At 74.2% G+C, this 25,498-nt stretch carries 21 protein-coding genes; 8 read left to right on the forward strand and 13 right to left on the reverse strand.

The features are described 5' to 3' along the window. The first annotated feature begins 82 nt into the window (after positions 1-82). Complete coding sequence (locus tag ACIPYQ_RS27695; protein ID WP_361767935.1) at positions 83-1,525, forward strand: GuaB1 family IMP dehydrogenase-related protein; 1,443 nt, start codon at positions 83-85, stop codon at positions 1,523-1,525. An 804-nt stretch (positions 1,526-2,329) separates the two neighbouring features. Next, positions 2,330-2,869 carry a sigma-70 family RNA polymerase sigma factor gene (locus tag ACIPYQ_RS27700; RefSeq protein WP_401256207.1) on the forward strand — a complete coding sequence of 180 codons (540 nt, stop codon included), beginning with the start codon at positions 2,330-2,332 and terminating at the stop codon, positions 2,867-2,869. Here ACIPYQ_RS27700 and ACIPYQ_RS27705 read toward each other — a convergent pair. The 7 genes from ACIPYQ_RS27705 to ACIPYQ_RS27735 form a co-directional block, all read right to left on the reverse strand. After that, positions 2,827-5,652 carry a LuxR C-terminal-related transcriptional regulator gene (locus ACIPYQ_RS27705; protein ID WP_401256210.1) on the reverse strand — a complete coding sequence of 942 codons (2,826 nt, stop codon included), beginning with the start codon at positions 5,650-5,652 and terminating at the stop codon, positions 2,827-2,829. The two genes, ACIPYQ_RS27700 and ACIPYQ_RS27705, sit on opposite strands and share 43 nt — an antisense overlap. Before the next feature lie 61 nt (positions 5,653-5,713). Then, positions 5,714-6,958: a histidine kinase gene (locus ACIPYQ_RS27710; RefSeq protein ID WP_361767944.1), complete on the reverse strand. Its 1,245-nt coding sequence runs from the start codon at positions 6,956-6,958 to the stop codon at positions 5,714-5,716. Next, positions 6,955-8,712: a cation acetate symporter gene (locus ACIPYQ_RS27715; RefSeq protein WP_401256214.1), complete on the reverse strand. Its 1,758-nt coding sequence runs from the start codon at positions 8,710-8,712 to the stop codon at positions 6,955-6,957. The genes ACIPYQ_RS27710 and ACIPYQ_RS27715 overlap by 4 nt, the downstream gene beginning before the upstream one ends. A 135-nt stretch (positions 8,713-8,847) precedes the next feature. Continuing rightward, positions 8,848-9,123, reverse strand: coding sequence for a hypothetical protein (locus tag ACIPYQ_RS27720; RefSeq protein ID WP_385901520.1), 276 nt, complete (start codon positions 9,121-9,123; stop codon positions 8,848-8,850). 196 nt (positions 9,124-9,319) lie between these two features. Then, positions 9,320-10,141, reverse strand: coding sequence for a LytR/AlgR family response regulator transcription factor (locus ACIPYQ_RS27725; RefSeq protein ID WP_401256218.1), 822 nt, complete (start codon positions 10,139-10,141; stop codon positions 9,320-9,322). Positions 10,142-10,258: 117 nt separating this feature from the next. After that, complete coding sequence (locus ACIPYQ_RS27730; protein ID WP_401256381.1) at positions 10,259-11,212, reverse strand: SCO0930 family lipoprotein; 954 nt, start codon at positions 11,210-11,212, stop codon at positions 10,259-10,261. A 118-nt stretch (positions 11,213-11,330) separates the two neighbouring features. Next, entirely contained in the window at positions 11,331-12,350 is a 1,020-nt protein-coding gene (locus ACIPYQ_RS27735; protein WP_401256221.1) for a GDSL-type esterase/lipase family protein, read from the reverse strand. Positions 12,351-12,832: 482 nt separating this feature from the next. On the opposite strand from ACIPYQ_RS27735, the gene ACIPYQ_RS27740 reads away from it, so the two are divergent. Together ACIPYQ_RS27740 and ACIPYQ_RS27745 are read left to right on the forward strand one after the other, a co-directional pair. Then, entirely contained in the window at positions 12,833-14,308 is a 1,476-nt protein-coding gene (locus ACIPYQ_RS27740) for an amino acid permease (RefSeq protein ID WP_361767962.1), read from the forward strand. Positions 14,309-14,324: 16 nt separating this feature from the next. Then, the gene (locus ACIPYQ_RS27745; protein ID WP_030027017.1) at positions 14,325-14,780 is read left to right on the forward strand and encodes an Lrp/AsnC family transcriptional regulator; all 456 of its coding nucleotides are present in this window, start codon (positions 14,325-14,327) and stop codon (positions 14,778-14,780) included. 61 nt (positions 14,781-14,841) lie between these two features. Here ACIPYQ_RS27745 and ACIPYQ_RS27750 read toward each other — a convergent pair whose 3' ends face one another. Both ACIPYQ_RS27750 and ACIPYQ_RS27755 read right to left on the reverse strand, forming a co-directional pair. Further along, on the reverse strand, positions 14,842-15,141 hold the full coding sequence (locus tag ACIPYQ_RS27750) for a WhiB family transcriptional regulator (RefSeq protein ID WP_401256226.1): 300 nt from the start codon (positions 15,139-15,141) through the stop codon (positions 14,842-14,844). A gap of 110 nt (positions 15,142-15,251) precedes the next feature. Then, positions 15,252-15,968 (reverse strand): GNAT family N-acetyltransferase, encoded by a 717-nt coding sequence (locus ACIPYQ_RS27755; protein WP_401256229.1) that lies wholly within the window; start codon positions 15,966-15,968, stop codon positions 15,252-15,254. Between the two features lie 451 nt (positions 15,969-16,419). Here ACIPYQ_RS27755 and ACIPYQ_RS27760 point away from each other — a divergent pair, with 451 nt between their 5' ends. The 3 genes from ACIPYQ_RS27760 to ACIPYQ_RS27770 all read left to right on the forward strand — a co-directional run bounded on the left by ACIPYQ_RS27760 (position 16,420) and on the right by ACIPYQ_RS27770 (position 19,577). Then, entirely contained in the window at positions 16,420-16,839 is a 420-nt protein-coding gene (locus ACIPYQ_RS27760; RefSeq protein WP_401256232.1) for a hypothetical protein, read from the forward strand. Between the two features lie 199 nt (positions 16,840-17,038). Beyond that, positions 17,039-17,839, forward strand: a complete 801-nt coding sequence (locus tag ACIPYQ_RS27765) for a carbon-nitrogen hydrolase family protein (protein ID WP_361767974.1) — start codon at positions 17,039-17,041, stop codon at positions 17,837-17,839. A 40-nt stretch (positions 17,840-17,879) separates the two neighbouring features. Beyond that, positions 17,880-19,577: an NAD(P)/FAD-dependent oxidoreductase gene (locus tag ACIPYQ_RS27770; protein WP_030729671.1), complete on the forward strand. Its 1,698-nt coding sequence runs from the start codon at positions 17,880-17,882 to the stop codon at positions 19,575-19,577. Positions 19,578-19,645: 68 nt separating this feature from the next. Here the strand turns inward: ACIPYQ_RS27770 and ACIPYQ_RS27775 are convergent, their stop codons facing one another. From ACIPYQ_RS27775 to ACIPYQ_RS27790, 4 genes are all read right to left on the reverse strand, one after another. Next, positions 19,646-20,227, reverse strand: coding sequence for a hypothetical protein (locus tag ACIPYQ_RS27775; RefSeq protein WP_401256236.1), 582 nt, complete (start codon positions 20,225-20,227; stop codon positions 19,646-19,648). Between the two features lie 42 nt (positions 20,228-20,269). Beyond that, a complete protein-coding gene (locus ACIPYQ_RS27780) occupies positions 20,270-20,947 on the reverse strand; it encodes a DUF5995 family protein (RefSeq protein WP_401256239.1) in 678 nt (225 codons plus the stop codon). A gap of 76 nt (positions 20,948-21,023) precedes the next feature. Beyond that, entirely contained in the window at positions 21,024-22,421 is a 1,398-nt protein-coding gene (locus tag ACIPYQ_RS27785) for a uracil-xanthine permease family protein (RefSeq protein WP_401256241.1), read from the reverse strand. Between the two features lie 93 nt (positions 22,422-22,514). Further along, entirely contained in the window at positions 22,515-23,753 is a 1,239-nt protein-coding gene (locus ACIPYQ_RS27790; RefSeq protein WP_401256244.1) for an MFS transporter, read from the reverse strand. 55 nt (positions 23,754-23,808) lie between these two features. Here ACIPYQ_RS27790 and ACIPYQ_RS27795 point away from each other — a divergent pair, with 55 nt between their 5' ends. Continuing rightward, positions 23,809-24,960, forward strand: a complete 1,152-nt coding sequence (locus tag ACIPYQ_RS27795; protein WP_401256246.1) for an ROK family protein — start codon at positions 23,809-23,811, stop codon at positions 24,958-24,960. The last annotated feature ends 538 nt before the right edge of the window (positions 24,961-25,498 follow it).

The raw sequence follows: 25,498 nt of genomic DNA on the forward strand, positions 1-25,498 counted from the left end.
GCCAGGTCGTGGGAGAATGAAGTACGTGCGTTTCCTCGGCTGACCCGTCGGGGTACCTCCGATCGACTGGGATGTTCAGCACGTGCGTTTCCTCAATGACTCGAAGCCGCCGTACGACCTGACGTACGACGATGTGTTCATGGTTCCGAGCCGCTCCGCGGTCGGTTCCCGCCAGGGCGTCGACCTCTCCTCGCCCGACGGCACCGGCACCACCATTCCGCTGGTCGTGGCGAACATGACCGCCATCGCGGGCCGCCGGATGGCCGAGACCGTCGCCCGCCGCGGCGGCATCGTCGTCATCCCGCAGGACATCCCGATCGAGATCGTCACCGACGTCATCTCCTGGGTGAAGACCCGCCACCACGTGCTCGACACCCCGATCACGCTGGCCCCCACCCAGACGGTCGCCGACGCGCTGTCCCTGCTGCCCAAGCGCGCCCACGGCGCCGGAGTCGTCGTCGACGGCGAGGGCCGCCCGGTCGGCGTCGTCACCGAGCACGACCTGAGCGGCGTCGACCGCTTCACCCAGCTCTCCGAGGTCATGTCGAAGGAGCTGCTGCTCCTCGACGCCGACATCGACCCCCGCGAGGCCTTCAACAAGCTCGACGCCGGCCACCGCAAGCTGGCCCCCGCCGTCGACAAGGACGGCAAGCTCGTCGGCATCCTCACCCGCAAGGGCGCCCTGCGCGCGACCCTCTACACCCCGGCGACCGACGCCAACGGCAAGCTGCGCATCGCCGCCGCCGTCGGCATCAACGGCGACTTCGTGGCCAAGGCCAAGCAGCTGCTCGACGCGGGCGTGGACACGCTCGTCATCGACACGGCGCACGGCCACCAGGAATCGATGATCAACGCGATCAAGGCCGTCCGCGCGCTGGACCCGCAGGTCCCGATCGTGGCGGGCAACATCGTCGCCGCCGAGGGCGTCAAGGACCTCATCGACGCCGGCGCGGACATCATCAAGGTCGGCGTGGGCCCCGGCGCCATGTGCACCACCCGCATGATGACCGGCGTGGGCCGCCCGCAGTTCTCCGCGGTGCTGGAGTGCGCGGCCGAGGCGAAGAAGTACGGCAAGCACGTGTGGGCCGACGGCGGCGTCCGTCACCCGCGCGACGTGGCGATGGCGCTGGCCGCCGGTGCGTCCAACGTGATGATCGGCTCCTGGTTCGCCGGTACGTACGAGTCCCCGGGCGACCTGCAGCAGTCGGCCGACGGCCGGCTCTACAAGGAGTCCTTCGGCATGGCCTCGGCGCGCGCGGTGCAGAACCGTACGAGCGAGGAGTCGGCCTACGACCGTGCCCGCAAGGGCCTGTTCGAGGAGGGCATCTCCACCTCGCGCATGTTCCTCGACCCGGCGCGTCCGGGCGTCGAGGACCTGATCGACTCGATCATCGCGGGCGTCCGCTCGTCGTGCACGTACGCCGGTGCGGGCTCCTTGGCGGAGTTCGAGGAGAAGGCGGTCGTCGGCATCCAGTCCGCGGCGGGCTACGCCGAGGGCAAGCCGCTCCACGCCAGCTGGAGCTAGCCCCCTCCTCCGTGGCCCCGCCCGTCCTCCCGGACGCCGGGGCCACACCCCTTCCCAGGGCCCGCCACGCCTCGATAGCCACCGGGGCCGGGGCCGTGCCGGCGCGGCCGAAAGACCGGGGCTCCGCCCCGAACCCCGCGCCTCAATCGCCGGCGGGGCTGGGGTGGTGACGGCGGGGCTGGGGTCGTGCCGGTAGGGCCGGGCGGGCGCCGGCGCGGCTGAAAGACCGGGGCTCTGCCCCGAGCCCCGCGCCTCAATCGCCGGCGGGGCTGGATTGCGCCGGCGCCGTGCGCCAGGCGCGGCTGGATTGGCCGGAGGGCGATGTCAGCCCGCTGAAAACTCGCGGCCTCACCGGACACAACCGGACCTGCCCGGCGCAAATCCAGCCTCGCCGGCGTTTGAGCCCCAGGTCTTTTGGCCGCGCTGGCGGGCTGACCGGCCCACGGCCGTTCCTGCCGGGCCGCGCCGGCAATTTCAGCCTCGCCGGCGTTTGAGGCGCGGGGTCTGGGGCGGAGCCACAGGTCTTTGGGCCGTGCCGAAGCCTGACCTTGGGCTCCGGCCGCGCCTGCCGGGCGGGGCCGGCGAATTCAGCCTCGCCGGCGATTGAGGCGCGGGGTGTGGGGCGGAGCCCCACGGCTTGGGCCGCGCCGGAACGTCCAGCCCTGCCGGCGTTTGAGGCGCGGGGGACCGTTCGGCGTGGTGGGGGACCGTTCGGCGCAGGCGGGGGCGGATACGCCAAGCGGCGGATAACTCCCGGGCGCCGGTCGGTCACGCTGAGGTGACCCGACCAGGAAGGGGCACCCCGTGGCCAGAACCGACCCGCACGCCCTCGCCCGGCTCCACGGCGAGCACGGCAAGGCCCTCTACGGCTTCCTCCTCGGCCTGACCCTCGGCGACCGGCACCGCGCCGAGGACCTCCTGCAGGAGACCCTCTTCCGGGCCTGGACACACCCGGAGGCACTGGAGAGCGGCCACACCTCCATGCGGCCCTGGCTCTACACCGTCGCCCGGCGCCTCGCCATCGACGCCCGCCGCGCCCGCCTGGTGCGGCCCACCGAGGTCGGCCCGGAGGCCCTCGCGCACTCCCCGACCGCCGACGACCGCACCGACCAGGCCGTCGCCGTCCTCGACGTCCGCCGGGCCCTGCGATTACTCAGCCCCGAGCACCGCGCCGTGCTCATACAGATCTACTACCACGGGGCCTCCGTCTGCGAGGCCGCCGAAGCGCTCGGCGTGCCCGCGGGGACCGTGAAGTCCCGTACCCACTACGCCCTGCGGGCCCTGCGCGCCGCCATGCCCGGCTACGGACCCTGCGTACCCGGCCCCGGCCGCGCCGCCGCCTGAGCCGCCACCGCCGCCCGCGAGCGCACCTGCAGCTTCGCGAGGATGTGCGACACGTGCGTCTGCACGGTCCTCGGCGAGAGGAACAGCGCGCTCGCGATCTCCGGGTTCGAGCGGCCCTGCGCCACCAGCAGCGCCACCTTCAGCTCGGCCGGGGTCAGCGCCTCCCAGCCGTTCGCCGCCCTGCGCCGGGCCGATCTGCTGCCCCGGCGCACACCCAGGCTGCGCAGCCGGGCATCGGCCCGGGCGATGTCCCACCGCGCGCCCAGGTCCTCGTACGCGGCGGCCGCGCGCGTCAGCGCCGACCGAGCCCCGGTGAGATCGCCGTGCCAGGCCCGCGCCACCGCCAGGTCCTCCAGGGTGTGGCCCAGCACCAGCGGCCACCCGCCGCGCTCGCCCCGCGCCACCGCCTGCGCCAGCAGTCCGGGATCCTGCGCGAACAGGCCCCGGCAGCGCAGCAGGGCCAGCGCCGGCCCCGGGTACTCGGCCAGCGTCCGCGCCGCGCGCCCGCAGCGCTCCACCGCCGTCCGGGCCGTGGCCGTCTCCCCGCACTCCAGGGCCAGCCGGACGATCTCCGACAGCACCCAGGGACGGTCGTACACCACCGCCTCCTCGACCCCTTCCTCCAGCGCGGGCACCAGCGCCGCCAGGGCGTCGGCCGGCCTGCCGTCCCGCTCCGCCAGCAGCGCCCGGGCCAGCAGTACGTGGGAGGCGTAGCGGCGGGCCGCGGGCGAGGCGAACGCATCGGCGGGCAGGCCGTCGAGCTCGGCTCCCGCCGCCTCCCGCTCGTCGCGGTGGCCCCGTACCAGCGCCCGCAGCCCGTGCACCACCACCGGCAGCCAGCCGTCCGAGACCGGCAGCGCGCACGCCCGGGCCACCCCGGCGAGGGCCTCGTCCCAGTCGCCGAGCCGGTAGTGGAACTCGGCGAGCCGCGCCTCGGTCACCACCAGCCGGCCCGTCGAACGGGTCTCCGCCGCCAGCTCCCGCGCCTCCCGCAGCGCCGCCGCCACCGGCCCCGGCTCGTCGAACCGCATGTGGCCCTCCGCCTGGTTCGCCAGCAGCAGCAACCGCATGTCATTGGCCTCGGGGCTGCGCCGCGCGCAGGCGATCCCCTCCGCGACATGGCGCAGCGAGTCCCGGCCGCGGCTCAGGTGGAACAGCGCGTAGGACGCGGCGTGATGGGCCTCCGCCCCGCACAGCGGATCGCGCAGCCGGCGCGCCCGCTCCACCACCGGCCCGGCCAGCGCGTACGCCTCGGCGGCCCGGTGCAGATCGGCGAGGGCCAGTACGCGGCAGGCCTCCAGGCGCAACCGCAGGGCGACGGAGGGGAACTCCTCCGCCAGCGCCCGCTCGGTGACCGCCAGGGACCGGGCCATGTCCCCCTGGATCATCAGCGCGGAGACCAGTTTGAAGTCCACCGCAGCCCGCCGGTCGGGGTCCGTGGTCCGGGCGCGCAGCGTGCCGAGGAGGTCCACCGACTCGGGACGGCGCAGCATCAGCACCGCGTCCGCCAGCCGTTCCTCCAGCGCGTCGCGGGTCTCCGGCTCCCGCAGGCCGCCCTGGGCGATGGCCCGCTCCAGCAGCTCGGCCGCCGCGCCCGGCGCCCCGGCGATCAGCGCCGGCGCCGAGTCCGCCAGCCAGCGCACCGCCCACGGCGCCAGCCGGCCGCCGCGCACCAGCTGTTCGGCGGTCCGGTCCGGGTCCAGCCCCGCCTCGGCGAAGGCCCGCGCGGCGTCCTGGTGCAGTACGGCGCGCACGGCCTCGGGGGTCCCGGCGTACAGCGCCAGCCGCAGCGCCGGGTGGCGGAAGCGCAGGGAGCCGCCCGTGTCCGCCAGCAGCCCGGCCGCCATCGGCTCCTCCAGGTCGGCGAGCAGCTCGCGGGCCGGCGTGCCCCGTACGAGGGCCAGCTCGCGGGCGGTGAAGGCCGGGCCGAGCAGCGCCGCGTGCCGCAGGATGGTGCGCGCCGGTTCGCCGAGCCGGTCCGGCTCGCGCGTCAGCGAGGCGGGCGGCGGCGGCAACTCCTCCTCCGGGGCCAGGAGTTCCGCGCAGTCGCCGTGGACGCGGACGAGCCCGGACCAGTGCGCGAGCAGCTCCTTCAGCAGCCGCGGATTGCCGCCCGCCTGCTCCGCCGCCTCCCGCAGCCGGGGCCCGGGTCCGGCCCCCAGCAGGTCCCGGACCAGCCCGGCGGTCTCCGCCGCGGACAGCGGCTCCAGCCGGAGCGTGCGCCCGCCCGGGGTCGCGCACAGCTCCTCCAGTTCGGGGCGCCCGCGCAGCGGCCGCCGGGTCGCCGCCAGCAGCAGCGGCAGCCGGCCCGTCACCGCCCGGTCGGCCAGGCGCCGCCACAGCAGCAGGCTGGCCGCGTCCGCCCGGTGGGCATCGTCCAGGACCAGCAGCAGGGGCCGCTGCGCGCACCACTCCTCGACCGCGGCCGTCAGCAGGTCCATGGCGGCCAGCAGCGCGCCGCCGGGCCGCGCCGCCTCCTCGGCCTCCCGCAGCAGGGCGACGGCCGCGGCCCGGTCCGGGCCGCGGGGGTGCAGGCAGTCCAGTGCGGCGCGCAGCGGCAGTTCCACGCCGGGGGCGTCGGCCGCCCCGTACCGCACGCGGCAGCCCATGGCCGCCGCCCGTGTCAGGGCGTCCCGTACGAAGTCGGTCCGGCCCGCGCCGGCCTCGCCCTCCACGACCAGGAAGGCCCCGGTGCCCTCGGCGCCCCCGCGCACCCATTGCCGCAACTCGTCACGAAGCCGCTCTCGCCCGACCCGCACGTCGGCGATCCCTTCCGCAGTCACTGCCGGGGGTTCCCCCACCGGTCGCGCCGCGCCCCTCCCAGGATGACACGGGATCGGTCGCTCAGGGGCGGGGGAGATGGTGTCCCGAGGGTGAACTGTGCACGCCCGCACGGTATTTGGGAATGCGGATGGTGACCTTCATGCCGGCGCCGACGCCCGTCTCGATCACCGGCCCGTACTCGTCCCCGTACACCTGCCGGATCCGCTCGTCGACGTTGGGCAGCCCGATGCCGGAGGAGGAACCGCCGTGCTCCCCGGCCAGGATCCGGCGCAGCAGGGCCGGATCCATCCCCACCCCGTTGTCCTCGACGGTGATCACCGCCTCCGCGCCCGCGTCCTGCGCGGTGATGGTGATCCGGCACTCCTCGGTGGAGTCCTCCAGCCCGTGCTTGACGGCGTTCTCCACCAGGGGCTGCAGGCACAGGAACGGCAGCGCCACCGGCAGCACCTCCGGCGCCACCTGCAAGGTCACCTTCAGCCGGTCGCCGAACCGGGCGCCGGCCAGCGCCAGGTACTGCTGGATGGAGCGCAACTCCTCGGCGAGCGTGGTGAAGTCGCCGTGCCGCCGGAAGGAGTACCGGGTGAAGTCCGCGAACTCCAGCAGCAGTTCCCGGGCGTGCTCCGGATCGGTGCGGACGAACGAGGCGATCGCGGCCAGCGAGTTGAAGATGAAGTGCGGGGAGATCTGCGCCCGCAGCGCCTTGATCTCCGCCTCCATCAGCCGGGTCCGCGAGCGGTCCAGCTCGGACAGCTCCAGCTGTACGGACACCCACCGGGCGACCTCCGTCGCGGCCCGCACCAGCACCGCGGACTCCCGCGACCCGTACGCGACCAGCGCGCCCAGCATTCCGTCCTCGCCGGTGAGCGGCGCCACCACCGCCCACTTCAGCGGGCAGTCGGGCCGCTGGCACTCGGTCCGCACGCTCTGGCTGCGCCCCGACTCCAGCATCACCGCCACCCGGGCCATCGCCCGCCGCTCGTGGTGGTCGGCGCCCGGGCCGTCCCAGGCCAGCACCGACTCCCGGTCCGTGAGGCACAGGGCCTCGGTGCCCAGCAGCGACCGCAGCCGCCGGGCGGCCTTGCGGGCGGCGTCCTCGGTGAGCCCGGCGCGCAGCGGGGGAGCGGCCAGCGAAGCCGTGTGCAGGGTGTGGAAGGTGGCCCGCTCCACCGGCGTCCCGAGGTCCGGCCCGGCCGCCCGTTCACCGCGCCGGGCGTGCCGGCGGCCCGCCGCCCAGCCCGCGGCCAGCAGCAGGACCGCACCCGCCACCGCCAGCAGCACCGGCACGGCCGGACACAGCCCGCTCATCGCACGCCCTCCCCCTCGCTCCGCCGGGGGGACCCCCACGCCCCGTCCACGGCCACGTTCTCCGGCAGGTGCAGCCGGGCCAGGGTGGCCGCTGTCCCGGCCGGGACCCGCGACCGGGTGGCCAGCGACACCGCGACCATCGTCAGGAACCCGAGCGGCACCGACCACACCGCGGGCCACGCCAGCAGCGTGTGCACCCAGCCCGCCGGAGCCAGCCCCGTCCGGGTCGCCAGCACCGCGCTCAGCGCCGCCCCGCCGCCGGTGACCAGCCCCGCAACCGCCCCGGGCGGGGTCAGCCCGCGCCACCAGATGCCCAGCACCAGCAGCGGACAGAACGACGACGCGGACACGGCGAAGGCCAGGCCCACCGCGTCCGCCACCGGCACCTCCGTCGCCGCCACGCTCCCGGCCAGCGGCACCAGGATCGCCACGAGCACCGCCGAACGGAAGCTGCGCACCCCGCGCGCCGGCAGCACGTCCTGGTGCAGCACCCCGGCCACCGCCATCGTCAGCCCCGAGGCGGTCGACAGGAACGCGGCGAAGGCGCCCCCGGCCAGCAGCGCCCCCAGCAGCTCGCCGAGCAGCCCGCCCAGCATCCGCTCGGGCAGCACCAGCACCGCCGCGTCCGCGTCGCCGGTCAGGGCGAGTTCGGGGGCGTAGATCCGGCCCAGCGCCCCGTACACCGGCGGCAGCAGGTAGAAGGCGCCGACCAGGCCGAGCACGACCAGCGTGGTGCGCCGCGCGGCCCGCCCGTTGGGGCTGGTGTAGAAGCGCACCGCCACGTGCGGCAGGCCCATGGTGCCGAGGAAGGTGGCCAGGATCAGCCCGTAGGTGGCGTACAGCCGGTGCTCCGGGCGGTCCCCGGACAGCGGCTCCGACCAGCTGGACACCCCGAGACCGGCTTCCGCGCGGGTGTCCGGGACGGGCGTGTCCGGGGCGAACTCCAGCCGCGCGTGCGCCCGTACGGAATGCGCGCCGGGGGCCAGGGTCAGCGGGGCCCCGACGTGGCTCTGCCCGTCCACCTGACCGGTCACGGTGACCGTCAGCGGCTCGTCCAGGGACAGCCGCACGTCCTCCGCGAGCGTCACCGAGGTGTGCTCCCGGAAGACCGCCGGGGTGTCGAAGGTGGCCCGCGGCGCCCCGTCCCCGGCCCAGGCGGCCAGCAGGAAGAAGGCCGGGACCAGCAGGGCGGTGAGTTTGAGCCAGTACTGGAAGGCCTGCACGAAGGTGATGCTGCGCATTCCGCCGGCGGCCACGGCCGCGCTCACCACGAAGGCCACGACCAGCCCGCCGACCCAGTGCGGGGCCCCGGTCAGGATCTCCAGCGTCAGCCCGGCGCCCTGCAGTTGCGGCAGCAGGTACAGCCAGCCGACCCCGACCACGAACAGCACCGCGATCCGGCGCACCGCCTGCGACTCCAGCCGGGCCTCCGCGAAGTCCGGCAGCGTGTACGCGCCGGAGCGCCGCAGCGGGGCCGCCACCAGCGCGAGCAGCACCACGTACCCGGCCGTGTAGCCCACCGGGTACCAGAGCATCGCGGGCCCCTGGAGCAGCACCAGCCCGGCCACTCCCAGGAAGGACGCGGCCGAGAGGTACTCCCCGCTGATGGCCGCCGCGTTGAGCCGGGGCCCCACCGTGCGCGAGGCCACGTAGAAGTCGGAGGTGGTCCGGGATATGCGCAGGCCCAGCGCGCCGACCAGGACGGTGGCCACCACGACGACGGCGACCGCGGTCAGCGCGTACGTCTGGTTCACCGGTGGGGTCCTTCGGCGCAGGGGAGTGGAGTGGAGACCGGAGTCTACGCACGGGCTCCGACCTGGCAACAGGTACGTTCCGGCCCTGCGCCGCCGCTGCCGGGGCGCCGCCCGGGACCCCGCCCCGCGCGTGGATCAGAGGGCCGGGTCGCGGTGCTCGGCGCAGTCGCGCAGGGCGATCTCCAGCTCCACGTACGACTCCTCCGCACGCCGGAAGGCCAGCGTCAGGGCAGCCTCCGCACGCGGCGGCACCTGCTCGCGGACCCCCTCGCGGGCCTCGTACAGGATGTCGGCCCAGCGGGCGGCCGCACTGCGCAGCCGGGCCAGCAGCACCTCCGCCTCGGCGGGCCCGGCGGGCCGGGTACGGGGCAGTCCGCTCAGGGCGTCGACCAGCGCCTGGATCTCGGACATCTCGCTCCTCCCGCGCCGGAAGATCCACGATACGCAGGGGTGCCGGCGGGGACGGGCCGTTCCCGCCGCCGGTGCGGCCGACGGCTCCGGCGGATCGCCGTACGTCCGTCCCGGCGCGACGAACGGCGCCCGCGCGCGCCGGACGGTCGCGCGCCGCCGGACGGGCGGCCCGAACGGGCCCCGGCGGCGGCCGCTTTCAGCCAGTGGCCTGCCGCATCAGGAGGTCCCGCAGCTCCCGTGCGTGCCTGCGGCTGACCTGGAGCTCCGCCGCCCCGACCCGGACACTGGTCGTGCCCGCGTCCAGCCGGATCTCGTCGATCCGCGACAGCGCCACCAGATGGCGGCGGTGGATCCGTACGAACCCGCGCGCCGCCCAGCGCTCCTCCAGCGTGGACACGGGGATCCGGACGAGGTGGCTGCCCTCGTCGGTGTGCAGGCGGGCGTAGTCGCCCTGCGCCTCGACGTAGGCGATGTCGGCGATCGCCACGAAGCGGGTGACCCCGCCCAGTTCGACCGCGATCTGCTCCGGGGCGCGGTCGGCGACCGTGACCTCGGCGGCCGGGCGGCGCGGTGGCACGACGGCCGACGGGCCCGCCGGCTCGGCGGCCACCGGCGCCTCCTCGGCGCGCCCCAGCTGGGCGCAGGCCCGCCGGACGGCCTCGGCCAGCCGCTGGGGGCGCACCGGCTTGAGCACGTAGTCCACGGCCTTCAGGTCGAAGGCCTGTACGGCGAAGCCCTCGTGGGCGGTGACGAACACGATCAGCGGCGGCTGCGCGAACCCGGCCAGCAGCCGGGCGATGTCCAGACCGGTCAGCCCGGCCATGTGGATGTCGAGGAAGACCACGTCGATGCCGTCGGCCCCGTCCGGTCCGGACTCCAGAGCCCGGGTGACCCGGCGCAGGGCCTCGGTGGCGTCCGAGGCGCCCTCCGCGCTGAGCACGCGGGGGTCCGAGCGCAGCAGGTAGAGGAGTTCCTCAAGGAGCGGCTTCTCGTCGTCGACGGCCAGTACGCGCAGCATGCCGCCGAGTCTAGGGAGCGGCGCGCCGCGGCGGAACGGGGCGCGGCCCCCGCCCCGGGGGGATGGGGGGCGGGGGCCGCGCGACCGTGGTGGGGGGAGTGAGGGGATGGGCGGGGGCTACTGGACGGTGATGAGCTTGCCGTCGGGGGAGACGGCGTACCAGGTGCCGCCCACGCCCTGGCCGTTGATGTCGCCGGGCTTCTTGTCACCGGTGAAGGTGTAGACGGGCCAGCAGTCGACGCTCTGCTGCTTCAGGCCGTCCGGGCGGTTGAGCACCGTGTAGTTCTTCTCGGCGATCCCCTTGTCCTTGGCCTTCTCCACCGGCGGAACGACCGGCCACTTGTTCAGGCAGTCGCCCACGCACTTGGAGGTCATCGGCCACTGGGTGTCCGGCTTGAACCGGTAGACGGTCATGCCCTTGCCGTCGACGATGTGGTCGCCCAGCTTGGGGTCCTTGGCCACCGACAGCTTCCCGTCGGCCTCGGCGGCGCCGCCCGCGGCCGGCGGTGCCCCCTCGGTCGCCGCCCCCTTGGCGGCCTTCTTGCCGTCCGGCCCGAGCGCGAACCACACCCCGCCGACGCCCTGGCCGTTGAAGTCGCCCGCCTTGGCGTCCTTGTTGTAGCGGTACGCGGGCCAGCCGGCCACCGTCAGCTGCTTGCTGCCGTCGCTGCGCACGACCTCGCCGAGCAGCGAGGGGTCCATGCCCGCCGCGGCGGTGGCATCGCCGGCGGCGACCACCGGCCAGGTCTTCTCGCAGTCCCCGTCGCAGTTCGACTTCGGCGGCTTGGCCGTGTCCTTGTCGAAGCGGTAGAGGGTGAGCCCCGCGCTGTCGGTGAGCACCGCGCCGAGCTGGTCGTTGTTGGCGATGGCCAGCTGCCCGCCGGGCTTGGCGCCCGATCCCGCGTCCGCGGCGGGGGCCCCGTATCCGCCGTCCGCGGCGGGGGCCTGGGCGGCGGCACCGGCCGGCTGGGTGTTGTCGGCCGCCTTGTCGTCCGACGTACCGCAGGCGGTCGCCGCGAGGACGACCGTCATCGCGACGGCTGCAAGGGTGGTTCCGCGCTTGATGCCCATCTTGATCTCTCCCACGTGTGGTGTCTGTCGTGCCGTCGCCCCCGGTGGCGGCAACTGTGCTCAGGACACGCCCTGATGGCAGGGATCTGTTCAAGGGAGTTCGTGTGGGCTGTTTCACTCACCCCGCGCCGAACCCGGCACGGCGCAGAGCCGTGGCCACAGCGAGGCCGAGTACTTGGTGTCCGCTGTCGTTGGGGTGCAGCCCGTCCTCCAGGTGCTCGGGACCGAGCAGGTCCCGGCCGGGGAGGACGGCGAGCCGGTCGTCCCCGGCGGTGATCCGGTCCCGGGCGGCGCGCTCCATCGCGTCGCGCAGGGCGCCCAGGGTGGCGCCGAGCTTGTTCGGGGTGCGCTCCGCGTCGGGCCGCAGCACCGGCGAGACCAGCAGCAGCGGGGTCCGCGGGTGCCCCTGCCGGACCAGTTCGAGGAAGGCGCGCGTGGTCTCGTACAGCAGGGGCGCCGAGAAGGGCACCCGGGACCAGCAGTTGGTGCCGAAGGCGAGGGTGAGGACGTCGGCGGGCAGGCCCGCGAGCTGTTCGGCGGTGGTGAGCTCGCCGCGCGCGGCGCCCGCGTAGCCGAGGTTGACGGTGTCCCAGCCGAGGGCCCGGCCGGTGACCGAGGGCCAGCCGTGCGCGGGGCGGGTGGACCACCAGCCCTCGGTGATGGAGTCGCCGTGCACCACCCAGCGCGGGGCGGGCGGCGCCGGGGCGAGCGGGCCGCCGATCCCGCGCAGGCCGAGGACCAGCGGGGACTGGGTCTCGGGCGGGTGGATGGTGAACGGGCCGTTGCCGCCCCCCAGGCCGATCCGCACGACGGCCTCCGCGGCCGGTTCGGTGAACACCTCGGCGACCACCCCGTGCCGGTCCCACAGGGCGAAGCCGTGCGCGAGGTCGCGCAGGGCGTCGGTGGGGCCGGGCACGGTCGCCCGGTAGCGGATCTCCACCGCCCACGCGGTCTCGGTGGTGAACTCCAGCCGGACCCCTATGGGCAGGGTGGCCCGCTCGCCGGTGTCCCAGGGCAGCCTCATGGTGTCCGCCGGGTCGGCCCGCACCGGGCGCCCCTTGTCCAGCCAGGCGACCCCGCGCAGGAAGGGCTGCGGATCCTGCCACGGCCACTGCTGGTCAGCGCCCGGTCTGCTCACGCTTCGCCTCCGATCGTGCCCGCGGTCCCGGTCCGGGAACCTTCGGGTCCCGGTCGCGGTCCCTGTCGCGGTCCCTGTCGCGGTCCCTGTCGCGGTCTCGGCGACCCGTACCCCGCGCGGGCCCGGATCCACCGCCTCCGGTCCCACCAATGCCGTCAGGCGGCACGCTGCGGCACATCTGACGAAGTGTCAATAATCGGGGTTCAGGGAGGGCTGCGCAGCGATCGATCATCCGCACGCAACGAAGGACCATCCCGGACAGATCCGCGCAACGATCGTGCGCCAATGTGCAAGGATGGTGCATTACGGGCGGTATCACTCAGCTCGTAGGCTCACTCGCTGTACGTGGAGTGGCGGATCGCCAGCTCGGCGGTCCTCCCATGCTCAGGCCCTTCCCCCGTCGGGCCCTGTCCTGCTCCGGATCGTCGCGGTCGACGCCTCATCCCCGACCTCCCCGATCCGCAGTGACAAGGAGTCCCCTCGTGCTCGACCACGGCCAGGCGCCACCGCTCGCCTCGAAGCCCGTCAACCCGCTGCTCCGCCGCAAGCCGGTGGAGCAGTTGGTCGCCGAGGGCGGCCAGGGTGAGGGCGGTGCGCTCAAGCGCTCGCTCACCATGTGGCAGCTGACCATGATCAGCATCGGTGCCACCCTGGGCACCGGCATCTTCGTCGTCCTCGGCGAGGCCACCCCGATCGCGGGCCCGGCCGTCTTCATCGCGTTCATCATCGCGGGCCTGACCGCCCTGTTCTCGGCGCTCTCCTACGCCGAGCTCGCGGGCTCCATCCCCGTCTCGGGCTCCTCGTACTCCTACGCCTACGCCACCATGGGCGAGCTCATAGCCTGGGTCTGCGGCTGGTGCCTGATCCTCGAGTACGGCGTCTCCGTCGCGGCCGTCGCCGTCGGCTGGGGCCAGTACCTCAACGAGCTGCTCGACGGGACCCTCGGCATCACCATCCCCGAGGGCTTCTCCGCCCCGCTGGGCGAGGGCGGCTACATCAACATGCCGGCCCTGGTCGTGGTCCTGCTCTGCATGGTCTTCCTGCTCCGCGGGGCCAAGGAGAGCGCCCGGATCAACTCGATCATGGTCGCGGTCAAGATCGTGACGCTGGCGCTCTTCATCGTCATCGGCTTCATGGGCATCAAGGCCGGCAACTACACCCCGCTGGCCCCGCTCGGCATCACCGCCATCAGCACCGCCGCGTCGATGCTCTTCTTCTCGTACATCGGCTTCGACGCCGCCTCCACCGCCGGTGAGGAAGCCAAGAACCCGAAGAAGGACCTGCCGCGCGCGATCATGCTCTCGCTCGGCATCGTCACCGTGATCTACTGCCTCGTCGCCCTGGTCGCCGTCGGCGCCATGCCGTGGCAGGAGTTCGAGGGCAGCGAGGCCGCCCTGGCCCAGATCATGGAGAACGTCACCGGACACTCCTTCTGGAGCGTCGTCCTCGCCGCGGGCGCCGTCGTCGCCATCGCCAGCGTCGTCTTCGCCGTCCTCTACGGCCAGACCCGCATCCTCTTCGCCATGTCCCGCGACGGCCTGATGCCCAAGGCCTTCGCCAAGGTCGACCCGAAGTCCGGCACCCCGCGCGTCAACACGATCATCGTCTGCCTCTTCTGCGGACTGCTCGCCGCGTTCATCCCGCTGGGTGAGCTGGCGAACGCCACCAGCATCGGCACGCTCTTCGCGTTCGCCCTCGTCAACGTGGCCGTCATCATCCTGCGCCAGACCCGCCCCGAGATGAACCGCACCTTCAAGGTCGCGCTCTTCCCGGTCACCCCGATCGTGGGCTTCCTCCTCTGCGCCTACCTGATGACGGAGCTGCCCGGAATCACCTGGCTGGTCTTCGGTGGCTGGATGGTCGCCGGGCTCGTGATCTACTTCTTCTACGGCATGCGCCGCTCCAGCCTGGCCACTGTGGCCGCCGTGGCCGCCTCGGCCGCGGAGGTCGCTGAATAGAAGTGATTCACCCCCCGTGCGACTGAACGATCTCGACGAACGCATCGTGCACGCCCTCGCCGAGGACGCCCGCCGCTCCTACGCGGACATCGGCTCCGAGGTCGGGCTCTCCGCCCCCGCCGTGAAGCGGCGCGTGGACCGGCTGCGCGCCGAAGGCGCCATCACGGGCTTCACCGTCCGTGTGGACCCGGCCGCCATGGGCTGGGAGACCGAGGGTTTCATCGAGATCTACTGCCGCCACAACACCTCGCCGGACGACATCCGGCGAGGACTGGAGCGCTACCCCGAGGTGGTGTCCGCGTCGACCGTCACCGGCGACGCGGACGCCCTCGTCCAGATCTTCGCCTCCGACATGCGGCACTTCGAGCGGGTCCTGGAGCGCATCGCGGGCGAGCCCTTCGTGGAGCGCACCAAGTCGGTCCTGGTCCTCTCCCCGCTGCTCCGCCGCTTCACCTCCGGCGCCCCGGCGTAACCCCCTCGGAGACGGCCGGGGCCCGGGCGGCCGATGCCGGCCCGGGCCCGCGGACTTCCGTCTAGGCCCGCGCCGCCAGGGTCTGTCCCGCCGGGCCCTGGAGCGCGTGGCGCTCCTCCTCCGTCAGGCCGCCCCAGACGCCGAACGGCTCGCGGGTCCGCAGCGCGTGCTCCAGGCAGGCCGTCCGGACCGGGCAGGCCGCGCAGACCCGCTTCGCGGCGGCGTCCCGCTCCTCGCGGTCCTCGCCCCGCTCACCGGCGGGATGGAAGAAGCGGCCGGACCCCAGGTCCCGGCAGGCCGCCCCGGTCTGCCACTGCCAGGAGTGGTGGACGGCGCCGGGCAGGCGCGACACGTCGTTCATGACGGTTCCTTTCTTCGGGATGCCCCGCGTGTGACCGCTCGCCGTCCCTTGAAACACCCGTCCCTTAAAACACCCGCCCCTGAAACACCGCCCCGCCCGGTACCTCCCGATCAGGCCTCCAGGGCCGGTGTGCGCAGGCCCAGGAAGAGCGGGTGGCGGCGCGGCGTGAAGCCCATCGACTCGTAGAGCCGGACGGCCCCGGTGTTCGCCGCCGCCGCGTGCAGGAACGGGCTGTCCCCGCGCTCCCGTACCGCCGCCGCGACCGCACGGGTCAGCCGGGCGGCCAGGCCCCGGCCCCGGTGGTCCGGGTGGGTGCACACCGCGCTGATCTCCGACCAGCCGGCCGGCCGCATCCGCTCCCCGGCCATCGCGACGAGCCTGCCCTCGTGGCGGATCCCGAGGTACGTGCCCAGCTCGACCGTCCGGTCCAGGAACGGGCCCGGCCGGGTCAGCCCGACCAGCTCCAGCATCTCCGGCACGTCCGCGCGGCCCAGCGGGACTGCCTCCGGCGCGGCCTCGGCCCGTACCGCCCGGCCGTCCAGCTGCACGCCCGGCACGGTCACCAGCGTCTCCCAGTCCGGCGGCGGGGTCGGCAGCCCGGTCACCCAGACCTCCTGGCCCGGCCCCACCAGCGCGGCGAGGTCCGCCCACGCCCGGGGATCCGCCGGGTCGGCGAGCGCCGCGAAGGGGGACGTGTCCAGGGCGTACCGGGCGGCCAGACCCGCGGGCCCCGACTCGGCGAAACCGCGGTGCGTTCCGGTCAGTGCGGCCCAGACCGGATTGTCGAGTACGGCGCTGTCGGGCAGGGTGCCGGTCTCGGGGGACATGGCTGCGGGACTCCTTCCGTGGGGCGGCGCGATCGTCCGCGACCGCCTTCTTGACGGCCCCGGGCGCCGCCACGAGACTGCGGGGGACGGCCACGACGGACCGTGCCCGCCGCGGGAAGCCTAACCAGCGCGCAGCGGGCCGCCGAGGACAGGACGGGGGTGGAGGACCGGTGGACACACCCCGGACCGCGGAAGCGGGAGCCCCGACCCCGCGGCGCTGGTGGCTGACCCGGCGCCTGCACATCGACCTCCTGCGGGTGTGCAGCGCATTCGGCCCGCGCGGCTGACCCCCCTCACAGACGAGTGACCCGGACCGGGCGTGCGCCACGCCGCCCGGAGCGCAGCCCTGCGCAGCACCGCCCCGCCCCGGGCGGAGCCCTGCCGCCCAGGGCGCCACGCCGGCCCGGCCGCACCGCGCCCGGGCCACCGCCCGCGCCGCCCCAGGAGCGTCATGTCCCACACCGTCCTGCCCCGCACCGGCCCGGCCCCCGCCCTGCGCGGCCGCATCGGGGCCGGGTTCTCCCCCGTCCCGCACCGCTACCGCCTCTACCTCCGCCCCGGCTGTCCGCGCTCCGTGCAGGTGGCCGCCGCCCTCGCCGCGCTGGGCATCGAGGACTCCGTCGCCACCACCGTCCTCGACACCGAGCCCGAGGCCCTCGCCGGCCCCGGGACCGGCTGCGCCACCGAAGCGGCCGGGCACACCGCGCTGCGCCTCGCGTACGAGGCCGCCGGCCACCACTTCGACGGCACCCTCACCGTCCCGGCCCTCGTCGACACCTGGAGCGGCCGCGTCGTCTCCGACCACACCCCCGACATCCTCGACGACCTGCACTTCCTGGCCGGCCACCCGGCCTTCCGCAAGGCCTCGTAGGAGGGGCCCGCCGAGGGGGTCCGCGGCGGTCCCCAGGGGTTCCCCGGGAGCCTCTGGGGGTCCCGCGCAACGAATCGCCGCACCCGTCGTGGAACACGCAACGAATCGATGCGCGCAGCGCAACGGTCACGGCTTGTCCGGGTGCGACGCGCGAACGTACCTTCGTATGACCCCACCCCTCCTGTCACAGAGGTAGCCCATGCCTGCGCTGCGCACCGCCCTCCTCCAGAGCTCCGGAGTTCTCGGCGACACCGCCCAGAACCTCAAGGCGCTCGACGAGGCGGCGGCACGTGCCGCGCAGGGCGGTTCCGGGCTCCTCGTCACCTCGGAGATGTTCCTGACCGGCTACGCGCTGGACCTCCAGGACATCCCCGGGATCGCCGAACCGGCCGACGGCCCGTCCGCCGTCGCCATCGGCGAGATCGCCCGCCGCCACGGCATCGCCGTCCTGTACGGCTACCCGGAGCGGGCCGGCGACGCCGTCTACAACGCGGCACAGCTCATCGGCCCCGACGGGGTGCGGCTCGCGAACTACCGCAAGACCCACCTCTTCGGCTGCTTCGAACAGGACGCCTTCACCCCCGGCGACACCCCCGTCGTCCAGGCGGACCTGAACGGCCTCCGCATCGGCATCATGATCTGCTACGACGTGGAGTTCCCCGAGAACGTCCGGGCGCACGCGCTCGCCGGCACCGACCTCCTCCTGGTGCCGACCGCGCAGATGCACCCGTTCCAGTTCGTCGCCGAACAGCTCGTCCCCGTACGGGCCTTCGAGAACCAGATGTACATCGCGTACGTCAACCGCACCGGCCCGGAAGGCGAGTTCGAGTTCGTCGGACTCAGCTGCCTGGCGAGCCCCGACGGGGTCACCCGGACCCGGGCCGGCCGCGGCGAGGAGATGGTGTTCGGCGAGGCCGACCCCGAACTGCTGGCCGCGTCGCGCGAGAACAACCCCTACCTGCGCGACCGCCGCCCCGGGCTCTACGCCTCCCTCGTCTAAGACCTCTTCCCCCAGCCCTGCCGCAAGGAGACGTACCCCCATGACGTCCACGGTGCCCACCACCGCCGTCCCGCACAGCGACGGACAGCCGCCGATCACCATGTTCGGCCCGGACTTCCCGTACGCGTACGACGACTTCCTCGCCCACCCGGCGGGGCTCGGCCAGATACCCGCGACCGAGCTCGGCACCGAGGTCGCCGTCATCGGCGGCGGACTCTCCGGCATCATCTCGGCCTACGAGCTCATGAAGATGGGCCTCAAGCCCGTCGTCTACGAGGCCGACCAGATCGGCGGCCGGCTGCGCACCGTCGGCTTCGAGGGTGCCGAGACCGAGGGTCTCACCGCCGAGATGGGCGCCATGCGCTTCCCGCCCTCCTCCACGGCCCTGCAGCACTACATCGACCTCGTCGGCCTGGTCACGGAGCCCTTCCCGAACCCGCTCGCCGAGGCCACCCCCTCGACGGTCGTCGACCTCAAGGGCGAGACGCACTACGCCGAGACGATCGCGGACCTCCCGCAGATCTACCGCGACGTCGCCGAGGCCTGGAACGCCTGCCTCGACGAGGGCGCCGACTTCTCCGACATGAACACCGCGATGCGCGAGCGGGACGTCCCGCGCATCCGCGAGATCTGGGCCAAGCTCGTCGAGAAGCTCGACGACGAGACCTTCTACGGCTTCCTCTGCAAGTCGGAGGCCTTCAAGTCCTTCCGCAAGCGCGAGATCTTCGGCCAGGTCGGCTTCGGCACGGGCGGCTGGGACACCGACTTCCCGAACTCCATCCTGGAGATCCTGCGCGTCGTCTACACCGAGGCCGACGACCACCACCGCGGCATCGTGGGCGGCTCGCAGCAGCTGCCGCTGCGCCTGTGGGAGCGCGAGCCGGAGAAGATCGTCCACTGGGCCCAGGGCACCTCGCTGTCCTCCCTGCACGACGGCACCCCGCGCCCGGCGGTCACCCGCCTGCACCGCACGGCCGGCAACCGCATCACGGTCACCGACTCCTCCGGCGACATCCGCACGTACCGCGCCGCGATCTTCACGGCCCAGTCCTGGATGCTGCTGTCGAAGATCGAGTGCGACGACACGCTGTTCCCGATCGACCACTGGACGGCGATCGAGCGCACCCACTACATGGAGTCGTCCAAGCTGTTCGTCCCCGTCGACCGGCCGTTCTGGCTGGACAAGGACGAGGAGACCGGCCGCGACGTCATGTCGATGACCCTCACGGACCGCATGACCCGCGGCACGTACCTGCTGGACAACGGCCCGGACAAGCCCGCCGTCATCTGCCTCTCGTACACCTGGTGCGACGACAGCCTCAAGTGGCTGCCGCTGTCCGCGAACGAGCGGATGGAGGTCATGCTGAAGTCCCTCGGCGAGATCTACCCCAAGGTCGACATCCGCCGGCACATCATCGGCAACCCGGTCACCGTGTCCTGGGAGGACGAGCCCTACTTCATGGGCGCGTTCAAGGCCAACCTCCCGGGCCACTACCGCTACCAGCGCCGCCTGTTCACGCACTTCATGCAGGAGCGCCTCCCCGAGGACAAGCGCGGCATCTTCCTCGCGGGCGACGACATCTCCTGGACGGCCGGCTGGGCCGAGGGCGCGGTCCAGACCGCCCTCAACGCCGTCTGGGGCGTCATGCACCACCTCGGCGGGTCCACGGACTCCACCAACCCGGGCCCGGGCGACGTCTACGACGACATCGCCCCGGTCGAACTGCCGGAGGACTGACCCCTCCCGGCCCCCTGATCACGGGCCGCCGCCCCGCGAACGTCAGCACGCGGGCCGGCGGCCCGTTCTCATGCCCGCCGCCTCCAGACCGGCCGCCACCGCTCCGCCCGGTCGGCGGCGACGCGGGGATCGTGCGGAACCGGCCGGTGGGCGAGGCTCACCCCGCAGCCCGCGCACAGCCGGTGGACCAGGGTCCCGTCGTGCCAGGGCACCGTGCCCCGGCCCTCCGGGCAGACCGGGCAGCGCGACAGGGCTCCCGGCGGGGCACTCAGGATGCGCGGCATCACCGCCGCGAGCGGTCCGGCCGGGTGGAAGCCCGGATCGGGGCACCACAGCACGCGGCGCGGCTCCGGCGACCGGGGGACCCGTACCCCGGCGAGCTTCTCCACCCGGCGCGCGCCCTTCCAGACCCGGAACGCGGCGAACCAGACCTCCCGCGCCGCGTGCAGCTCCTCGACCGCCCGCACCACCGCCTCCGGGTCCTGCTCCGGCTCGGGCGGGATCCCCGCGCTGCGGCACAGGTGGTGGTAGGTCGCGCGGAACCCGTACGGGGCGAACTCGGCGAGGCACGTGCACAGCGCGGCGAAGCGCAGCGCCGGCGAACGCGCGGGGTCGTGCGCCCGGAGGCGGTGCGTGGTGAAACTGCCCATCGCGCGAGCCTAGGCGCCCGTGGTCCGTCCGGGCCGTGCGGGTCAGGCCCGGCTCGGGGACCGGCCCGCTGCCGAGGGCGTCCTGACGGGCGTCAGCAGGCAGCGGCCGACCAGGCCGACGCCGGCGTCCAGGGACTTCGTGAACTCCTCGGCCAGTTCGGGGGAGCGGCGCAGCGTCCACAGCAGGCGGGCCGCCGCCCAGGCGCCCGCGCGGGCGCGCTCCAGGCTCCACGAGCCGACCAGGTGCGTCAGCGGGTCGGCGATCTCCAGCAGGTCCGGGCCCGGCATCAGGTCCTCCCGGATGTGTTCCTCCAGTGAGACCAGCGTGTCGCCGACCCGGTCGAAGTCCGCCTCCAGGGCCCGCGGTTCGCACTCCAGCTCACCGCAGGTGGCCACCACGGCGAGCGCCAGGTCGTGGCCGATGTGCGCGTTGATCCCGGCCAGCGCGTGCTGGAGCGGGCGGATCCCGGGATGGCGCCGGTACTGGAGGAGGGGGCGCCAGCAGGCCGGGGCCCGGTCCGCCTCCACCGCCGTCAGGTACCGCTCCGCGAACCGCACGCTGAGGGTCTGCGCCCGGCGCGGCGCCGGGAACCCCCCGTGCTCGATCCGCCGGTGCAAGGTCTCCGTCACCGTCAGGTAGACCCGGTTGAAGACGGCGACACCGTCCTGCGGCGGCAGCCGCTCGTCCAGGGCGCGCATCCGCGCCAGCACCGCTTCCATGGGAGGCAGAGTCGCAGGCGCCGCCGCGGAACCGGGGAACTTGGCCGTACGCTTCCCCGATTCGGGCGAAACCCCGTCAACGGGGCTTGTCCTGAGCCTCCCCGCCGTCGTCGTAGGCGGACGTGCCCGCGTCGAGCAGGGGCTCCTGCGGCTTCAGGTGCGCGGGGGCGAAATGGCGCAGCGCGTGATAGCCCGCGATCACCACGATCGTGCCCAGCGCGATGCCGCCCAGCTCGAAGCTGTCGGTGATCTGCAGCTTCACACCGCCGACGCCGATGATGATGCCCGCCGCGGCCGGCACCAGGTTCAGCGGATTGCGCAGGTCCACCCGGCCGTTGATCCAGATCTGGGCGCCGAGCAGGCCGATCATGCCGTACAGGATGACGGTGATGCCGCCGAGGACGCCGCCCGGGATCGCGGCGACGACCGCGCCGAACTTGGGGCACAGACCGAAGAGCAGCGCGAAGCCCGCCGCCGCCCAGTAGGCGGCCGTGGAGTAGACCCGGGTGGCCGCCATGACGCCGATGTTCTCGGAGTACGTGGTGTTGGGCGGGCCGCCGACCGCCGTGGACAGCATCGACGCGGCGCCGTCCGCCGCGATGGCCGTGCCCAGTTTGTCGTCGAGGGGGTCGCCGGTCATCTCGCCCACGGCCTTGATGTGGCCCGCGTTCTCGGCGATCAGCGCGATCACCACGGGCAGGGCGATCAGGATCGCCGACCACTCGAAGGACGGCCCGTGGAAGGACGGCAGGCCGATCCAGTCGGCCTTCGCGACCGCGGACAGGTCCAGGCGCCAGTGGTCCACGGCGGCCTCCCCGCCCACCGTCGAGTGGATCTTCCCGAAGATCAGGTCGAAGAGCCAGGAGATCGTGTACCCGAAGACCAGCCCCAGGAAGATCGCGATGCGCGACCAGAAGCCGCGCAGGCAGACCACGGCGAACCCGGTGAAGAGCATGGTCAGCAACGCCGTCCACTGGTCCTGCGGCCAGTACGTGGACGCCGTCACCGGAGCCAGGTTGAAGCCGATCAGCATCACCACCGCGCCCGTCACGATGGGCGGCATCGCCGTGTGGATGACGCGGGCGCCGAAGCGCTGCACCGCCAGACCGGCCAGGAACAGCGCCACGCCGACGGTGAAGCAGGCGCCCGTGACCACCGCACTGTCCCCGCCCGAGGCCCGGATGGCCGCCGCGACACCGACGAACGACAGCGAGCAGCCCAGGTAGGACGGGACCCGGCCGCGCGTCGCGAGGAGGAAGATCACCGTCGCGACGCCGGACATCATGATGGCCAGGTTCGGGTCCAGGCCCATCAGGACCGGAGCGACGAAGCTCGCGCCGAACATCGCCACGACGTGCTGGGCGCCCAGCCCGGCGGTCCGCGGCCACGACAGCCGCTCCTCCGGCCGTACCACCGCGCCGGGGGCGGGGGTCCGCCCGTCTCCGTGCAGGGTCCAGCCCACGCCGAGGCCCATGTTCCACTCCTCTTCTCCGGACGGCCGCAGCGCCGGCCGCTCACACGTCGAGGCCGCAGCGCACGGATCGTGCCGCTGCGGCCAGTCGACATATTACGGCCGGATATCGATGGGTTCGTCCAGATCGGCCGGACCGGCCTTCTCGCCGGTCCCGCCCCCAGACTGCCCCACCGGAGGCCGCCGGCGCAGCACCGCGGCGCCCACGACCAGCGCGAAGGCCAGCAGCGTGACCAGCCCGAAGGACACCACCAGCGAGCTCGCGTCCGCCACCGCGCCGATCGCCGACGGCGCGATCAGCCCCGAGGTGTAGGTGATCGTCGCGACACCGGCGATCGCCTGCGCCGGGGCCGGCCCGCTGCGCCCCGCCGCGGCGAAGGCCAGCGGGACCACCACCGCGATGCCGAGCCCGATCATCCCGAAGCCGGCCAGCGCCGCGGCCGGATCCCGGACGCCGACCACGAGCAGCCCGCCCGCGGTGGCCAGTACGCCGCCCGCCCGGACCGTGCGCACCGGCCCGAACCGGTCCACCACCCGGTCCCCGGCGAGCCGGGCCACGGCCATCGTGAGCGCGAACGCCGTGGTGGAGGCGGCCGCCAGGCCTGCGTCGGTGTGCAGCACGTCCCGCAGGTAGACCGCCGACCAGTCCAGGCTCGCGCCCTCGGCGAACACCGCGCAGAACCCGATCGCCCCGATGAGCAGCGCGGACTTCGGGGGCAGCGCGAAGTGCGGGGGCGCCGGCGCCTCCCCGTCGCTCCTCAGGTCCAGCACCCCCTGTACGGCGACCAGCCCGCCCGCGGTCAGGACGATTGCGGCCACCAGGTGGTGCAGCCGGGCATCGGTCCCGGTGTGCGCGGCGACCGTCCCGGCGGCGGAACCGAGCAGCGCGCCCACGCTCCACATGCCGTGGAGGGAGGACATGACCGAGCGGCCCAGCCGGTTCTCGGTCTCCACGCCCAGCGCGTTCATCGCCACGTCCGACATGCCGGCGGTGGCCCCGTAGACGAGGAGCACGAGGCACAGGACGGGCAGGTTCGGGGCGAGGCTCGGCAGGATCAGGGCGAGGGTCCACAGCGCCAGCAGTCCGCGCAGCGCCGCACGCGCGCCGAACCGGTGGTTGATCCGCCCGGCGAGCGGCATCGCGAACGCGGCACCGAGGGCGGGGAAGGCGAGGGCGAGGCCCAGGGTGCCCGCGCTGAGCTGGGCGTGGTCCTGGATCCAGGGGATGCGGGTGGCGAAGGAGCCGGTGACCGCGCCGTGGACGCAGAAGACGGCGGCGATGGCGAAACGGGCATGGCGCAGGCGCGCCGGGCTGAGGTCGTTGTCCCCGGTCATGACCAATAAACTATCAGGGACCCTGCCTGATAGATAACGGCCCCGACTCCCTAGGATGGGCGCCGTGACTTCCGCCCCCGCCCCGGTACCGTCCCCCGCCTCGCCCAGCACGGCCCGGGCCATCAACGACCGCCTCGCCCTGCGACTCCTCCAGGAGTCCGGGCCGCTGACGGCCACCCAGCTCAAGTCCAAGACCGGGCTCTCCCGCCCCTCCGTCGCCGACCTCGTCGACCGGCTCGCCGGAGCCGGGCTGATCGAGGTCGTCGGGGAGTCCGGCGCACAGCGGCGCGGCCCGAACGCCAAGCTGTACGGGATCGTCGCGAACCGCGCCCACCTGGCCGCCCTGGACGTCCGCACGGACCGGGTCACCGCCGTCGTCACCGACCTGCTCGGCCACCACCTGGCCGAGGCCGCCCTGCCCGTCGGCGCACCCGAGGACGCGGTGGCGGCCCTGCTGCGCACCGCGCACGAGGCCGGCGCCGCGCCCCTCCACACCGTCGTCATCGGGGCCCCCGGCCTGGTCACCCCGGCCACCGGCGAACTCCGCGACACCAGCGGCCTGCCGGCCTGGCACCGCGACCTGGTGACCGCCCTGCAGCGGACCCTGCCCGCCGTGGTGGTGGTCGAGAACGAGACCAACCTGGCCGCCCTCGCCGAGCAACGCCTGGGCGTCGCCCGCGGCCTGGACTCCTTCGTGCTCCTGTGGCTCGGCGCGGGGGTGGGCGCGGCGGTGGTCCTGGACGGGCGGCTGCGCCGGGGCGCCTCGGGAGGGGCGGGCGAGATCGGCTTCCTCCCGGTACCGGGCACAGGGGGCCTGCCCTCGGCCGCCGACTGCGGGGGCGGCTTCCACGCCCTGGCGGGCCGGGACGGCGTGACCGCGCTCGCACGCGAACACGGCTTCGCCGGACCGGCGGAGGAAGCGGTGGCCGGAGCCGCCGGCGAGGCGTTCCTCGAAGCCCTGGCCGAGCGGCTCGCGCTGGGCGCGGCGGCCGCCGCGGCGATCCTGGACCCCGGCTGCGTGGTCCTCGGGGGCGAACTCGGCCGCGCGGGCGGCCCCGCCTTGGCGGCCCGGGTCGCCCACCGCCTGACGAAGCTGACCCCGGTCCCGACGGAGATCCGCGCCACGACCCTGGGCGACCCGGCGGTCCTGGCCGGAGCCCGGCTGGCCGCACGGGAGGCGGCACAGGAGGCGCTGTTCGGGGGGTAGGGGGTAGGGGGTAACGGGGTAGGGCTAGTGGCTGCGCCGCTCGGGTGGGGCCGGGCCGGTCGGCTACGCCGGGGCCGGGCCGGTTGGCTGCGCCGGTTCGGCTTGGGCCGGGTGTGTTCCGGTGCGTCTCCTCGGGCGTCGAACGTGTCGGGGGGTCGGTGGGCCGGGGCACCTTGTGTTCGACGCCCTGCGGGGAGCGCCCCTGCACACACCCGGCCCCGCACCATCCAGCCCCGCCGCACAATCCAGCCCCTCCGGCGTTTGAGGAGCGGGTCCGGGCAGAGCCCGGCGGGGTCCGGGCGGAGCCCCGGGCTTTGAGCCGCACCAGCCCTCCCCGGCGGAGCCGCGCTGGGGGTCGGCGGGCCGGGGCACCTTGTGTTCGGCGCCCTGCGGGGAGCGCCCCTGCACACACCCGTCCCCGCACCCTCCAGCCCCGCCGCACAATCCAGCCCCTCCGGCGTTTGAGGAGCGGGGTGCGGGGCGGAGCCCCGGGCTTTGAGCCGCGCCAACCCACCCCGCCGGAGCCGCGCTGGGGAGC

This window comes from Streptomyces sp. NPDC090045, from assembly GCF_044747975.1.
Taxonomy (GTDB): Bacteria; Actinomycetota; Actinomycetes; order Streptomycetales; family Streptomycetaceae; genus Streptomyces.